Annotated in this window: 13 protein-coding genes; 2 read left to right on the top strand and 11 right to left on the bottom strand. The window is 40.0% G+C overall.

All coding sequences use genetic code 11. From position 1 onward, the window contains the following. Positions 1-32: 32 nt before the first annotated feature. Entirely contained in the window at positions 33-1,043 is a 1,011-nt protein-coding gene (gene ansA / locus ACNSN2_RS06340; protein WP_193048815.1) for an asparaginase, read from the top strand. A 66-nt stretch (positions 1,044-1,109) separates the two neighbouring features. Here the strand turns inward: ansA and gndA are convergent, their stop codons facing one another. Continuing rightward, positions 1,110-2,483: an NADP-dependent phosphogluconate dehydrogenase gene (gene gndA, locus ACNSN2_RS06335; RefSeq protein WP_418608808.1), complete on the bottom strand. Its 1,374-nt coding sequence runs from the start codon at positions 2,481-2,483 to the stop codon at positions 1,110-1,112. 376 nt (positions 2,484-2,859) lie between these two features. Here gndA and pyk point away from each other — a divergent pair, with 376 nt between their 5' ends. Next, positions 2,860-4,296, top strand: coding sequence for a pyruvate kinase (pyk, locus tag ACNSN2_RS06330; protein WP_109874685.1), 1,437 nt, complete (start codon positions 2,860-2,862; stop codon positions 4,294-4,296). A 57-nt stretch (positions 4,297-4,353) separates the two neighbouring features. Here pyk and ACNSN2_RS06325 read toward each other — a convergent pair whose 3' ends face one another. The 10 genes from ACNSN2_RS06325 to thrS form a co-directional block, all read right to left on the bottom strand. After that, positions 4,354-5,178 carry a LytR/AlgR family response regulator transcription factor gene (locus ACNSN2_RS06325; RefSeq protein ID WP_010389898.1) on the bottom strand — a complete coding sequence of 275 codons (825 nt, stop codon included), beginning with the start codon at positions 5,176-5,178 and terminating at the stop codon, positions 4,354-4,356. Further along, on the bottom strand, positions 5,175-6,248 hold the full coding sequence (locus tag ACNSN2_RS06320) for a sensor histidine kinase (protein WP_010389897.1): 1,074 nt from the start codon (positions 6,246-6,248) through the stop codon (positions 5,175-5,177). Before ACNSN2_RS06320 ends, ACNSN2_RS06325 begins: the two co-directional genes overlap by 4 nt. 204 nt (positions 6,249-6,452) lie before the next feature. Continuing rightward, positions 6,453-8,009 carry a SulP family inorganic anion transporter gene (locus ACNSN2_RS06315; RefSeq protein ID WP_010389896.1) on the bottom strand — a complete coding sequence of 519 codons (1,557 nt, stop codon included), beginning with the start codon at positions 8,007-8,009 and terminating at the stop codon, positions 6,453-6,455. Between the two features lie 116 nt (positions 8,010-8,125). Next, positions 8,126-8,584 carry an Lrp/AsnC family transcriptional regulator gene (locus tag ACNSN2_RS06310; RefSeq protein WP_008110469.1) on the bottom strand — a complete coding sequence of 153 codons (459 nt, stop codon included), beginning with the start codon at positions 8,582-8,584 and terminating at the stop codon, positions 8,126-8,128. Positions 8,585-8,668: 84 nt separating this feature from the next. After that, positions 8,669-9,310 (bottom strand): MBL fold metallo-hydrolase, encoded by a 642-nt coding sequence (locus ACNSN2_RS06305; RefSeq protein WP_418608807.1) that lies wholly within the window; start codon positions 9,308-9,310, stop codon positions 8,669-8,671. 1 nt (position 9,311) lies between these two features. Beyond that, a complete protein-coding gene (locus ACNSN2_RS06300; protein WP_418608806.1) occupies positions 9,312-11,129 on the bottom strand; it encodes a M14 family metallopeptidase in 1,818 nt (605 codons plus the stop codon). Positions 11,130-11,446: 317 nt separating this feature from the next. After that, positions 11,447-11,809, bottom strand: a complete 363-nt coding sequence (rplT, locus tag ACNSN2_RS06295) for a 50S ribosomal protein L20 (RefSeq protein WP_008110477.1) — start codon at positions 11,807-11,809, stop codon at positions 11,447-11,449. A 15-nt stretch (positions 11,810-11,824) separates the two neighbouring features. Beyond that, positions 11,825-12,025: a 50S ribosomal protein L35 gene (gene rpmI, locus ACNSN2_RS06290; protein ID WP_004587840.1), complete on the bottom strand. Its 201-nt coding sequence runs from the start codon at positions 12,023-12,025 to the stop codon at positions 11,825-11,827. A gap of 212 nt (positions 12,026-12,237) precedes the next feature. Then, entirely contained in the window at positions 12,238-12,798 is a 561-nt protein-coding gene (infC, locus tag ACNSN2_RS06285; RefSeq protein WP_008466946.1) for a translation initiation factor IF-3, read from the bottom strand. Positions 12,799-12,857: 59 nt separating this feature from the next. After that, a complete protein-coding gene (thrS, locus tag ACNSN2_RS06280) occupies positions 12,858-14,768 on the bottom strand; it encodes a threonine--tRNA ligase (RefSeq protein ID WP_008466944.1) in 1,911 nt (636 codons plus the stop codon). Positions 14,769-14,937: the final 169 nt, after the last annotated feature.

Raw genomic sequence — 14,937 nt, 5'->3', positions numbered from 1 at the left:
ACTAAGCCCAGTTTTTTTACTGGGCTTTTTTTATGAAACGTAAACGCATTTACATCGCTTATACTGGCGGTACTATAGGAATGAAAAAATCAATCCGCGGCTATATTCCTGCCGAAGGTTTTTTAACCGAAACTGTGGTTAATAACGCAGAATTTAATCGTGAAGAAATGCCATTATTCGATATTCATGAATACTGCCCACTGATTGACTCTTCAGATATGTCTCCTGCTCACTGGCAACTTATTGCTGATGACATAAAAAGTAAGTACCAAGATTACGACGGCTTTGTAGTGCTGCATGGTACAGATACCATGGCCTATACGGCATCGGCTTTATCGTTTATGTTTGAAAACTTAACAAAGCCTATTATCGTTACCGGCTCACAAATTCCGCTCTCTCAATTGCGCTCTGATGGTCAAGTTAACCTACTTAATGCCATGTATTTAGCAGCTAACTACCCGATAGCAGAAGTCAGTTTGTTTTTTAATAATCAATTATTTAGAGGCAACCGAGCAACCAAAGCACATGCCGATGGATTTGATGCATTCGCCTCCCCTAACCTAGAGCCATTAGCGCTGTCTGGCATTAATATTCAACTGATCAAAGGTCAGTTAAGTCCGTATGTAGAAAATGAATTACAAGTTGCGCAGATCACTCCTCAAGCCGTTGGTGTATTGTATTTATACCCTGGGATCAGCAAAGAAGTGGTTAAAAGCTTAGTTAATGGCAACATTAAAGCATTGGTACTGCTGAGCTTTGGTGTGGGTAATGCACCGCAAGACCCTGAGTTTTTGGATATACTAGATGAAGCGAGTAAGCGCGGCGTTATTATCACAAACCTCACTCAATGCCTAAAAGGGCAAGTGAATATGGGCGGGTATGCCACAGGAAATGCGCTACTCAATATAGGCGTGATCAGTGGTTTTGATATGACCTTAGAAGCCTGTTTAACTAAACTGCATTATCTTTTTAGTCAAAACTTAGAGGTCGAAACGATTCGCCATTTAATGCAAGATAATTTGCGGGGTGAGTTAACTCGTTAGGTGTTCAGCTAAACGAATAACAAAAAAGGACGCTATTTAGCGTCCTTTTTATTTACTTAGATTTTATTAACGAACTTTTGCGTCAATATCAACTAAGTCAGTTAAATGACACGTTTCACCACTGTGGGTCTTAATGCCATGCTCACCAAAGTAATCACGCTGGGCTTGTACTAAATGCCCATTACTTGGTGTTGTTAACGTTGCTAAGTAGGTTTGTGTTGCACTTAGCACAGGGAATGCCAGACCCGTCATGACCGCTTGGCCCGTTACTTTACGCATTGCGAGTGACTCTTTTTCAAGAGTATCAATAAACTCAACACCTTGCGCTACACTGTCTAAGTAATCTGCACGAATAATACACCCTGCACGCCAGGTTTGTAGTGTTTTGGCTAAATCAACTTTCCACTGATGGGTACGTGAAGCACCTTTAATTAATGCAAGTCCTTGACGATACGCTAGTAAACTTGCAAGAGTAAATGCATCTTTCAACTCATCTAAATCAATATCAACTTGCGTGGTATTTTGCGCGCTATACGTCATCTCTTGTGCAGCAGTGGTATTGCATGCATTAGTTAAATGGCGTGCTTGAACAGCGGCTACTAATGACGGTACCGCAATACCCAATTCAAGTGCATTTTGAGCTGTCCATAAACCAGTACCTTTTGCGCCAACTTTGTTATCAATTAAGTCAACAAGGGGCACATTTTGCGAATTTTCAAGTGACAAAATATGGCTAGAAATTGACAATAAATAGCTATTTAACTGGCCTTGTGACCATTCATTAAATATCTCAGCAATTTCTTTTGCCGAGCGCTTAGTTCCATGACGAAGTAACTGATACACTTCAGCAATAAGTTGCATCAGTGCGTATTCAATTCCATTGTGAACCATTTTTACAAAATGACCGCTGGCTGATTGACCAACGCGAGCAAAACACGACTCGCCTTTGTAGCTTGCAGCAACTTTTGTAAACCATGGCTCGACACGCTCCCAGCCACCTTCAGAACCACTTGCCATCATAGCTGGCCCATGACGCGCACCCTCAGCACCACCTGAAATACCCATGGTGGCAAACTCAAACTTGTCTTGGTATTTTAGCTTGCGATTAATTCCGTCTTTGTAATTACTGTTACCGCAGTCAACAATAATATCACTACATTGAACACCCGCTTCAATCAGCTCATTGCAAACCGCATCAACCAACTCACCCGCAGGTACAAGTAATAAAATAGAACGCGGTGTTTCTAAACGCCTAACCATATCCCCTAGATCAGAGACAATGTGAAGTTTGTCAGCCATGCCTTGTGACTTAGCACAGCTTAATAACTCTTCACCCGCATTTGGGTTTTTGTCATAAGCGACCAGCGTTATCCCTTTTTCAATCAAGTTCAGGGCAAGATTTTTCCCCATAACGCCTAACCCTACTAATGCAACTTGCATTTAGTGCCCTCCTCGGTAACAACTATTTGGTTAGTAAATTAAAATAATACCGCGTGCATTATACTCAGGCCTAAGCCATGAGCAAAGCTACATGCATTTATTACAGTTAAAATAAACACTGCAATTATATCAAACAACCGCCCTCACAGGGGAAGAAATAGCGCTGCTATTTAAATTTTTAGATCATTGACGCCCTGTGACACCGGTGTCATAATGATGACATATTGATCTTGTATATAATAGTCGCAATGTTATAAAAAATTGCATAAAACTAAAAATTACTATTTAACCTGAAATCTTCTTTGAAGATTTATTAAGTAGTCACTAAAACAAAATAACCGTCAACTTGCTTAAAATAAGCGCACAGGAGAATTTAATGTTAAGACGTACAAAAATAGTCGCGACACTTGGACCTGCAACAGACAGAGATAATAACTTAGAAAAAATTATTCGCGCAGGCGCTAATGTCGTTCGATTAAACTTCTCACACGGTGTTGCACAAGATCATAAAGACCGTGCACAAGCTGTTAGAGATATAGCCGCTAAACTGGGTAAGCACGTTGCAATTCTTGCTGACCTACAAGGTCCTAAAATCCGTGTTTCAACCTTTAAAGAAGGTAAAGTAACTTTAGCGGTCGGTGCAAAATTCATCCTTGATGCAAAAATGGAAAAAGGTGAAGGCGATATTAACGCCGTTGGTATCGATTATAAAGAGCTACCACAAGATGTAGCTCCTGGTGATTTACTCCTTTTAAACGATGGCTTAATTCAGCTTACTGTAGAACATGTTGAAGGTCATTTAGTGCACACTGTGGTTACTGTGGGTGGGGTGCTCTCGAACAATAAAGGGATTAATCGTTTAGGTGGTGGTTTAACTGCGCCCGCGTTTACCGATAAAGACAAAGAAGACTTAATAACTGCGGCTGAAATTAATGTTGACTATATTGCCGTTTCATTCCCGCGTAGTGGCGATGATATGCGTTATGTACGCTCTCTTGCAGAAGCTGCAGGCTCTAATGCTCAGCTTTTGGCTAAAATTGAACGTGCTGAAGCAGTAGAAACGCAAGAAGCAGTAGATGATATTATTTTAGCGTCTGACGCTGTGATGGTTGCTCGTGGTGATTTAGGTGTTGAGATTGGTGACGCAGCTTTAATGGGCAAACAAAAACTCATTATTCGTCGCGCACGCTCGCTTAATCGTACTGTTGTAACAGCCACGCAAATGATGGAATCGATGATCGATAACCCAATGCCAACTCGTGCAGAGGTTATGGATGTTGCCAACGCAGTGCTTGATGGCACCGATGCGGTCATGCTTTCAGCGGAAACAGCCGCTGGTGATTACCCAGAAGAAACGGTTGCCACAATGGCACGTGTTTGTTTAGGTGCTGAGTCGCAAAAAGAAACCCATGTTTCTAAGCATCGTTTAGATAGCCGCTTCTCTTCTAATGCGGAGTCAATTGCACTCTCTGCAATGTATGCAGCTAATCACTTAGACTCTGTGAAAGCGATTATCACCCTAACAGAATCAGGTAGTACAGCAAAACTTATGTCGCGTATTAGCTCTGGTTTACCCATTTACTCACTTTCACGTCATCCGAGCACATTAGGGCAAACAGCACTATATCGTGGTGTTTACCCGGTGTTTTTTGACTCTACCAAATGTGAAAAAGATAATATGGTTAAAGATGCATTAAACACGTTAGTGGCTGCAGGTTCACTGCAAACAGGCGACACCGTGATTATCACTCATGGTGATGCAATGGAAACAATTGGTGCAACCAATACAATGAAGATAGTGACAGTGTCGTAAAAGTCACAATAAAAAACGCGAGCTAATTGCTCGCGTTTTTTATGCTATTTATTAAAGTTAGCTAGCTAATGCTGCTTTTACTTTATCACGGTAACTTCTACTTACTTTAAGTTCTTGTCCGTTATCTAACACTAATAAATATTCACCACTAACCTGAGTTACCAGCTTGCTAATTTGTTTGGTGTTAACAATCGCGCTGCGATGCACTCGTACAAATAGATTTGGGTCTAATTCTTGTTCAAGCTCTTTCATGGTTTTACGTAATATATGCGTTTGCCCGTCTTGGCAATGCAAACACATATAATCACCTGCGGCATCTACCCACTGTATCGTGGCAACGGGCACTCTAACAATTTCGCCCTGCTCTTTTACTGCTAGTGACTCAGGGTAGCGCCGATCAGTTAAGGTATCACCTGTGGCTAATTTCTTTAAAATTTCTTCGCAGTTATTACCCGTTATCCCAGCTACAAAACTGGCTAATTTTTTCTTATGGGCGTTATCCTGCTGAGTTTTTAAATAGGTATGCACTTTTTCTACCGCCTGTTTTAATCTGTTATCATCAACGGGTTTTAAAATGTAATCTAAAGCATGAATTTCAAATGCTTTAACAGCAAAGTGGTCAAACGCAGTCACAAATACAATGGCAGGCAAGTCTTTACTACTTTCACTCAATGCACGCGCTACCTCAAAGCCATTCATGCCTGGCATTTGAATATCTAAAAATACGAGGTCAATTTTTTCGTTTTTGCAACTTTCGATCGCATCAAATCCTGAGCTACATAGTTTGATCACTTCAATATCAGAAAACTCTTCAAGCCTAACGGCTAAGCCTTTACGTGCTAATGGTTCATCATCAACAATCAGCGTTTTTATTCTTGTCATTTCTTCACAGCCTTCTCAAACGGAACTCGCAGATTAACTTTCAATCCACTTGGCGTATTATGTGATAATACAAACGAGTAATTATTTTCGTAGAGCGTTTTTAATCTGTCTTGGGTGTTTGCTACACCCACGCCTTGTGCATTAACTAACTGGCCATTTACAATTTCAGTGCCAGGGCCATTATCGCCCACTTCAAGCAATAATTCATTAGCGAATACTTGTGCTTTTATATCAATAACGCCACCTTCTGCCATGTGAGCAATGGCGTACTTGATAGCATTTTCAATGATCGGTTGTAATATTAAGCTAGGTACCAATGCTTGTTGAGCTTGCTCACTCACATCAACATTAACCTGTAACCGTTCATCAAAGCGCACACGTTCAATCTCTAAATACAGCATTAATGCATGTAACTCTTGCTCTAGTGGCACTTTTTTAATTGGATCAGTATTGAGTGTATAACGCAAAAAGTCACTCAGCTTAGATACCATTAAATTAGCATCTTTGTTTTCTTTTACCAAAATTAAAGTGGAGATAGCATTGAGGGTGTTAAATAAAAAGTGAGGGTTTAACTGATATCTGAGCATTTTTAACTGCGCTTCGTGCGCCATTGTAGTTGCTTTTAACGCTTTTTGGCGTTCACTTTGCAATAACTGGTAATACTTAACCCCAAAGTACAAACCACTCCAACACAAAATAATATAAACGGAGTCTAGCCCTTGTTGTAAATAATAGAACCATTCTTCAGGGCGATAGCCGTGTCGATAAATTTCCCACAAGTTAAACTTTTGTACCACCGCCCAGAGCGTACCAGTTACATACGAGGCACCAAATACAACAATGATTAAGACCCAAGGCGAGGCATTCCAAATTTTGCGATATATATAACGCAAAGGCACAGTCATTAAACAGCCCGCATAGGCATTAAGTAAAATAACGAATACGTAAATATCACGCATTTCGAATACTTTAGATCCAATGTAATTAACTAACGCATACCCTATCCAGCCAGCGATTTGCAAAAGCCAGAAAAAGCGTTGTCTGTTATCAATTAAAGACTGCCAATTCAAAATTAATTATTACCTTATAAATTTGTTATTATTATATCGATTTATCAACGTGTATAGCACTACCAACTGTCTTACTTTTTAATAGCCCTATCGCAAACGATAACGTTGTCTGATGCTTTTGCGGTTAAGCGATTCATTGAGCTATATGCATAAAAAAAGCGAAAGGTATGTACCTTTCGCTTCTCAATGTTTACTTTTTATTTATTAAGCAAGTTTGTCTGAAGCAACTTTATAAGTTGGATCTTCAATTACGTTTACTTCCACTAAGTCACGCGCTTTATGAAGTAGTTCAGTACAGTCCTTACTTAAGTGACGTAAATGCAATTTTTTGCCGGCTTTATTGTACTTATCAGCTAGGCTATCAATTGCTTCTATCGCACTGTGATCCGCAACACGGCTGTATTTAAACTCAACAATAACGTCTTTAGGGTCGTTCTTTACATCAAATAAATCAGCAAAGTTTTTAACTGAGCCAAAGAATAAGGGCCCGTGTAACTCGTACACTTTTGAACCTTCTTTATCAATATAGTTCGTTGTGTATATATGTTTAGCATGCTGCCAAGCAAACACTAATGCAGACACAATAACACCTACACACACTGCAATGGCTAAGTCAGTGATAACCGTCACACCCGATACTAAAACAATTACAAATGCGTCAGATAAAGGCACGCGTTTCATCATTTTAAAACTTGCCCATTCAAATGTTCCCAGTACTACCATAAACATAACACCAACTAATGCCGCTAGTGGGATCATTTCAATTAAACTTGAGGCAAAGATAATAAACGCAAGTAACATCAGCGCAGCACTAATACCAGATAAACGCGAACGACCACCTGAATTAATGTTAATCATAGATTGGCCAATCATGGCACAGCCACCCATTGCACCAAAGAAACCACATGTAACGTTTGCCGCACCTTGGCCAATACATTCTTTGTTAGAATGGCCACGTGTTTCTGTAATTTCGTCAATCAAGCTTAGCGTTAACAGCGATTCAATTAAGCCAATTGCTGCAAGAATAAGCGCATATGGGAAGATAATTTGTAGTGTTTCTAAATTAAAAGGCACCATAGGAATATGAAACTGCGGTAAACCACCGGCAATCGTTGCAGCTTCATTACCTGTCATACCTTTTAAGAAATCAAGTACTGTACGCGCTTCTAAGTCAAGGCCAATAACTAAGCCAGTTACCGTCACAATGGCAACCAGTGACGAAGGGACTGCAGTCGTTAATTTTGGCAAAAAGTGAATAATAGCCATAGTTAGCGCCACTAAACCGAGCATAATGTACATTGCACTGCCCGTCATCCATTCTTGACCGCCAGCACCATCAGGTACTTTAAACTGCCCGAGCTGTGCTAAAAATATAACTATCGCTAAGCCATTTACAAAACCGAGCATCACCGGATGTGGAACCATACGTATAAACTTACCGAGCTTAAATACCCCAGCCAAGATTTGTAATAGCCCCATCAGCAACACAGTGGCAAATAGATATTCCACTCCGTGATCCAGTACTAAACTTACCATTACAACCGCAAGCGCACCGGTTGCACCCGAAATCATACCTGGACGACCACCAAAAATAGCCGTAATTAAGCCAACAATAAATGCGGCATATAAACCAACAAGGGGTTCTACATTTGCAACAAAGGCAAATGCAACAGCTTCTGGGATCAAGGCAAGTGCCACGGTCAATCCAGAGAGAATATCGTTTTTAGCAGAGCTTGGCGCCCTGCTGAGTAAGTTAAACATTGAGTTCCTCAGTTTTATTTAGCTGACAAAAAAAGCGCTGAATTCTATCAAATTAGCGCTCATTTCACAATTATAGTTAATGCAGCCGATTTGTTTATCATCGGCTTATTTTTATTTTACAGTGGTAAGGCTGTACTACGTTTTACACAGGTCATGGTCACGTTAGAATGAACCTCTTGGACGTACTCTAAGCTAAGTAGGTTATCGCGTACAAAGTGCTCATAACCTTCTATGCCTTGAGAAATAATACGCAACATAAAGTCCATAGTACCCGCCATAGTGTAACACTCAGTCACTTCATCATAGCTAAGTATCAGTTTTTCAAACTCGGCTAGATTCTTTTTACCATGGTTTGATAAACGTACATGGGCGTAAACCAACATATCAAAGCCCAGCTTTTTTTCATCAAGCAATGCGACTTTACTTTTGATGTAGCCATCTTGTTCTAATTTAGCAATACGACGCCAACAAGGAGACTGAGATAGGCCTACTTTATCTGCAATTTCAGCGGTTGATAAACTTGCATCTTGTTGTAAAAGTGCCAATATTTGGCGATCTACGTGATTTAGAGACATTTTATTTCTTATTTATCTAATAAATTGGTTAAATTATACAGCCTTTTTAAAAAGCAGTCTGCATATTTTTAACAATTAAACACATCAACCAAATTGACCACTTACAAACGGATTGGTTGCCTTCTCATTGGCGACATCGGTATCTTCACCATGGCCACTTAAAATTGCGGTACTCAGTGGCAACGTCATTATATGGGCCTGTATTGAGCTAATAAGCTGCTTACTGTCTCCTTTTGGAAAATCAGTACGACCGACTGAGCCTTTAAATATAACATCACCCACAATAACGGTGCTTTGCGTATCTTGATAAAATACAACGTGTCCTGGGGTGTGCCCTGGGCAATGCAGTACTTTAAATGCAAGCTGACCAACTTGTACGGTATCACCATGTGCTAGCCATTCATCTGGGTAAAAAGCATTGATAGCTTTAAATCCAAACATTGTGGCTTGCATTGGTAAGTTATCAAACCAAAAGCGCTCAACCTTATGTGGGCCAATAATCTTTATATTGTATTGCTCACGTAAACTATGAGCACCACCCACATGGTCTAAGTGTCCATGGGTTAACCAGATGGCTGACAAGCTCAAGTTATGCTGTGTTAGTGTTGCATTAATTTTGTCAACATCACCACCGGGATCTACCACCACAGCTTGCTGGGTTTGTTTGCATACTATAATTCGGCAATTTTGCATAAACTGCGTAACGGGAATTGTGATTATTTTCATCTTATATTTCTTTATTTTTTTGCGCTTGAATAACTATATCTTGTTCATATGACATTAAAATTGGGTATTTTAAATAAGCTTGATCGTAAAACGGGCTATGTTCATAGAGCCAATTTAAGCGCGCTTCAGGATCTGTAGCAAATGCTTTATCTTGCTTTAGTTTTTTATTAAATGCTTTTGCTAATTTCGGATCATCGCGGAGCATTTTCTCAGCAAATGGGAGCAATGCGTAATTTTCCATATACTCTGTTCGCTGAAAAATTGTATTAAATTCACCCCATGCAAAAAAAGAGTCAGGAGCTTCTGGATGCAATAAATGCACGGCTAACTCGCCTGCTTTTTGTTGGGTACTGACCTCAAACCAACCATCTAAATCGACATTCGTGGCCGGTTCATAGTTAAAACGTGCCGACACTCTAAATCGCCCTTCAAATGGTGCTTTATCAAAGCTATATTGCGCCACTTTTGCCATTTTTAACGGCTGAGTATTGGCGCCATTGAGTTTATTAATTGATACCCCATGTAAGGCAAGCTTTTCGATAATATCGGTATACACTGGCGGAATAAAAAACGATTTAGGAACTTCAACTGTGTGCTGTACTTCTTTTTGCCAAAAAATAGGCAGCTTGTCATAATCTTGCTTTTTACCTAAATAACTTACTTCTTGCTGATTTGATAAAGCATTCATATTCTTAGAATAAGCAATGCCTTTAAATTTGATATGATCAGCTTGCTCAGCGTAACCACGTTTAACAATTAATTGCTTAGGCACAAATTGCTGTTCTTTTTTTACCGCATTGGCGAGTTTATCTTTATGAGTTGCTAATGCCTCAATAGCACCATCTATAAACACATAAGTCCCTAGCACGCGTTGCTTATAGGGTTTTAAAGAATGGTTTTCGACTAAAATAGTTGGCAATGATCTTAAATCACCCCAGCCATTAGAAAAACGAGGCGTCGCCACCCAACCTGCTAAACCTGATTTAAACTCTTGTTTATCCATAACAAACACTAAAGGGCCAGGGATATGTCCTTGCTCAGTTAAAGTGTGGTCAATTACAGGTTTAAAGTAACGGTTGAGCGCATCCGAAATAGCAGGCGACTCGCTAGCAAATACTGGGTTATAGCCGTAGGTGACATCATATTGGTAATCGGCCCCATCAGTCACATGCACGTCTATATATAAATTAGGATTATAATCGTTAATGACTGCAAGTACGCTTTTAACCTCGGGGGTATCTAATTTAGTGAAATCACGATTTAAATTAAGGTTATTGGCGTTTGTTCTAAAACCCATTTTTACCGGACCACGCTGATTAATTCGATTAAATGCGCTACTGCGTTCATGCCCATCAACATTAAGAATGGGGATAAATAGAATGTTTACCTTTTTTAATATATCGCGACGTTTACCCGTGGCAATATCTCTTAACAACATAAACATTGCATCTTTACCATCAATCTCACCAGCGTGAATTCCGGCTTGAATTAGCACAGTTGGTTTAGTGCTGTTAGCCATTTGCCCAGCATCAAAAAAGCCTTGTTCGCTGGCAATCAACATTTTTATTGCACGTTTACTATTACTATAGCCAATCGTTTTTGATTTAAATTGAGTGGGATTCGCCGCTACCAACCTATCAACAAATGCCATGGTATCAGCATAATTAGGAGACGAGACTCCTGCAGAAATTTCAAAGTCTGTGGTTAAAGGTCCCTGTTGTTGCAATAGCGATGTGCTCGCACCTTCCCATGGTAATAATGGCGGTAAATGACTGTTATTCGCCATACTTGCAGATAAAACCAATAAACTTATAAACATATACTTCTCTAGCAAACGCATTAATTAAAAAAATTATAGCAATTAAAGCTTTTTAGATGCCAAAACTGCGGTAGTTCAACAAAAAAATGCAGCCAATTGCAGTTTCCTTTGATTATTTGCTCAAGCCCTAGTCAAGTGCTGATAAAAACATAATTAATATCAACCTTAAGAGCAACAATGAACATGCCTAAAATTCTGGTTTAGCTAATTTAAGTTAAATGGATACACGGCACTAAAAGGTATGACATAGCTAAAACAGTAAATAACAGGCACAAAAAAAGGAGCCATAGGCTCCTTTTCAATACTTATACAAAAACTTAAGCTGCCGCTAGGCCTTCTTTTGCTTTTGCTACAAGCGCTGCGAATGCAACTTGGTCGTAAACAGCGATATCTGCAAGGATCTTACGATCGATTTCTACAGATGTCTTTTTAAGACCATTGATAAAACGGCTGTAAGACAGACCATTTTGACGTGAAGCAGCATTGATACGTGCAATCCATAATTGACGGAAAGTACGTTTCTTAGCACGGCGGTCACGGTAAGCGTATTGACCCGCTTTAGTAACAGCCTGGAAAGCTACGCGGTAAACACGTGAACGTGCTCCGTAGTAACCTTTCGCTTGTTTTAAAACTTTTTTGTGACGTGCACGTGCGACAACGCCGCGTTTAACTCTTGCCATTTCTAAAAACCCCTATTAAGCGAATGGTAACATACGTGAAACTAGACCATGGTCATTTTTATGAACCATCATCTTAGGACGTAGGTGTAACTTACGCTTAGAAGTTTTCTTAGTCAGAATGTGACGAAGATGCGCTTGTTTACGCTTGAAACCGCCAGAAGCAGTCTTTTTGAAACGCTTAGCTGCGCCTCTGTGACTTTTTAGCTTGTAAGCCATTGCAATAACTCCAATTGTATTGCTTTAAAATTAGTAAGAAGGCGTGAGATATATTGCTATAGCTCCACTTTAAAGGCCTAACTTACTGCTATGTTCCGGTGAAAACCCGATATAAATACCGCAATTTTACTTTAAAACCGGTTAACTCAGGTGGACATTTTCATATCACTTGCAAACCTGAGCTAAATTCGGTGCGTATTATCGCCTAATTATTACTTTTTAGCAACCGGCGCCATCATCATAACCATTTGACGGCCTTCAACACGATTTGGGAAAGATTCAACAACTGCTAATTCTTCTAAATCGGTTTTAATACGGTTTAATAATTCGATACCAATTTCTTGGTGAGCCATTTCACGACCACGGAAGCGGATAGTTATCTTAGCTTTATCGCCAGCTTCTAAGAACTTGCGTAAGTTGCGTAGCTTAACCTGATAATCACCTTCATCCGTACCTGGACGGAATTTGATTTCTTTAATCTGGATCTGCTTTTGCTTCTTCTTCTGCTCTTTTAGTTCTTTGCTTTTTTCAAAGATGAACTTACCGTAATCCATAACCTTACAAACAGGCGGCTCAGCATTTGGACTGATCTCTACAAGATCAACACCCGCTGCATCAGCCATAGCTTGCGCGTCTTTTAATGACTGAATTCCAGCTTGTTCGCCGTCGATGTCGATTAAACGAACTTCTTGCGCTGTAATTTCTTCGTTAATACGATTTTTTTGAGCTGTTTGTTGCCCTTTCTTGCCGCCTCTAATAGTACGTTCCTCCAAGAATATCAATAATATAAGCGTGTAGCTGGCTATTTTTGCTTGCCCTACACGCTCGATTTTTACTGTCGATTTTTGATTTCTTCACTGATTTTAGCTACAAAATCATCGACATTAAATTTGCCTAGGTCTTCACCTGTGCGAGTTCGTACTGCTACTTCTTGTTGCTCAACTTCTTTGTCGCCAACAACCAATAAGTAAGGAATACGCTTAAGTGTATGCTCACGGATTTTAAAGCCAATCTTCTCATTTCTCAAGTCAGCAGCGGCTCTAATTCCAAGTTTATTTAATTTTTGTACAATTTCCTGAACATACGGTGCTTGTTTATCGGTGATATTCATAATCACCACTTGCTTAGGCGCAAGCCACGTTGGGAATAAACCAGCATACTCTTCTGTTAAAATACCAATGAAGCGCTCAATAGACCCTAATATAGCGCGGTGTATCATAACAGGTGTACGTCGTTCGTTATTTTCAGCCACATATGTTGCGCCTAAACGACCAGGTAATGCAAAGTCTAGTTGCACTGTACCACACTGCCACGCTCTGTCTAAGCAATCGTACAAAGTAAATTCAATTTTAGGGCCATAAAACGCCCCTTCACCTGGTAGGTAATCAAATTCAATGTCATTTGCTTTAAGTGCATCAGCAAGTGCAAGTTCAGCTTTGTCCCACATTTCATCTTCGCCGATACGTTGTTCTGGACGAGTTGAAAGTTTAACTACAATTTTTTCAAAGCCGAATGTTTCATACGTATCGTAAACCATTTTAATACAGGCCGATACTTCATCCATGATTTGCTCTTCAGTACAGAATACATGTGCATCATCTTGGGTAAAGCCACGCACACGCATTAAACCGTGAAGTGCGCCTGATGGCTCGTTACGGTGACAACAACCAAACTCAGCCATACGCAGTGGTAAATCACGGTATGATTTTAAACCTTGGTTAAATATTTGTACGTGACCTGGACAGTTCATTGGCTTGATTGCGTATTCACGCTTTTCAGACTCCGTGGTAAACATGGCTTCTGAATATTTTTCCCAGTGACCTGATTTTTCCCATAACGAACGATCCATCATCATTGGACCTTTTACTTCTTCGTATTGGTACTCACGTAATTTTTCACGCACAAATTCTTCTAATTCACGGTAAATGCTCCAACCATCGTTGTGCCAAAATACCATGCCTGGCGCTTCTTCTTGCCAGTGCCATAAATCAAGTGCTTTACCAATACGACGGTGATCACGTTTTTCAGCTTCTTCTAAACGCTTTAAGTACGCTTTAAGTTGTTTTTTATCGCCCCACGCTGTGCCGTAAATACGCTGCAGCATTTTATTTTCAGAATCACCACGCCAGTATGCACCTGCTACCTTCATAATTTTGAAGTTTTGACAGAATTTCATGTTAGGAACATGTGGTCCACGACACATATCTACGTATTCTTCGTGGTGGTATAAACCTGGGCGATCATCTTGAGCAATATTTTCGTCAAGAATTTCTATTTTGTATGTTTCGCCACGCGCCGCAAACGTATCGCGTGCTTCTTGCCAGCTAACGGTTTTTTTCACTACATCGTAGTTTGTTTTTGCAAGCTGTAACATACGCTTTTCAATAGCATCAAGATCATCTTGAGATAACGAATGTTCCATATCAATATCATAGTAAAAACCGTTATCGATAGTAGGACCAATCGCCATTTTAGCGTCTGGGAAAAGTTGCTTAACTGCATGACCAATTAGGTGGGCACAAGAATGGCGAATAATTTCTAAACCATCGTCATCTTTTGCTGTAATAATTTCAAGACGAGAGTCGGCTGAAATTAAATCACATGCATCCACGCGTTCGCCATTAACACGGCCGGCGATGGTTGCTTTAGCAAGACCAGGGCCAATATCGTTTGCAACATCAAGCGTGCTTACAGGGTTTTCAAAACTACGCTGACTACCGTCAGGGAGAGTAATAACTGGCATTATAAATCCTTACATACAGTGGTGACACCTACAATGTATCACGTGTATTTTTTAATTAATTAAATGAGAATGACTCGACAACGCTTTTACGAATAAGCATTGACTATTTTTCGCCATCAAAGGCTAATGTAGATGCTGAGTCTGCTCAACTACAAAAAAGATATTGTCG

Source organism: Pseudoalteromonas sp. US3C1013 (genome assembly GCF_048401115.1).
GTDB lineage: Bacteria > Pseudomonadota > Gammaproteobacteria > Enterobacterales > Alteromonadaceae > Pseudoalteromonas > Pseudoalteromonas undina.
The sequence above is the reverse complement of the archived record's forward strand: the minus strand, read 5'-3'. Positions and strand labels throughout refer to the sequence as shown.

Coding starts and splice junctions, on each gene's coding strand:
- rpmI (WP_004587840.1), bottom strand. CDS start 12,025: ATGGCTTACAAGCTAAAAAGTCACAGAGGCGCAGCTAAGCGTTTCAAA.
- ACNSN2_RS06310 (WP_008110469.1), bottom strand. CDS start 8,584: ATGTCTCTAAATCACGTAGATCGCCAAATATTGGCACTTTTACAACAA.
- gndA (WP_418608808.1), bottom strand. CDS start 2,483: ATGCAAGTTGCATTAGTAGGGTTAGGCGTTATGGGGAAAAATCTTGCC.
- ACNSN2_RS06300 (WP_418608806.1), bottom strand. CDS start 11,129: ATGTTTATAAGTTTATTGGTTTTATCTGCAAGTATGGCGAATAACAGT.
- ACNSN2_RS06305 (WP_418608807.1), bottom strand. CDS start 9,310: ATGAAAATAATCACAATTCCCGTTACGCAGTTTATGCAAAATTGCCGA.
- pyk (WP_109874685.1), top strand. CDS start 2,860: ATGTTAAGACGTACAAAAATAGTCGCGACACTTGGACCTGCAACAGAC.
- ansA (WP_193048815.1), top strand. CDS start 33: ATGAAACGTAAACGCATTTACATCGCTTATACTGGCGGTACTATAGGA.
- thrS (WP_008466944.1), bottom strand. CDS start 14,768: ATGCCAGTTATTACTCTCCCTGACGGTAGTCAGCGTAGTTTTGAAAAC.
- ACNSN2_RS06315 (WP_010389896.1), bottom strand. CDS start 8,009: ATGTTTAACTTACTCAGCAGGGCGCCAAGCTCTGCTAAAAACGATATT.
- ACNSN2_RS06325 (WP_010389898.1), bottom strand. CDS start 5,178: ATGACAAGAATAAAAACGCTGATTGTTGATGATGAACCATTAGCACGT.
- rplT (WP_008110477.1), bottom strand. CDS start 11,809: ATGGCAAGAGTTAAACGCGGCGTTGTCGCACGTGCACGTCACAAAAAA.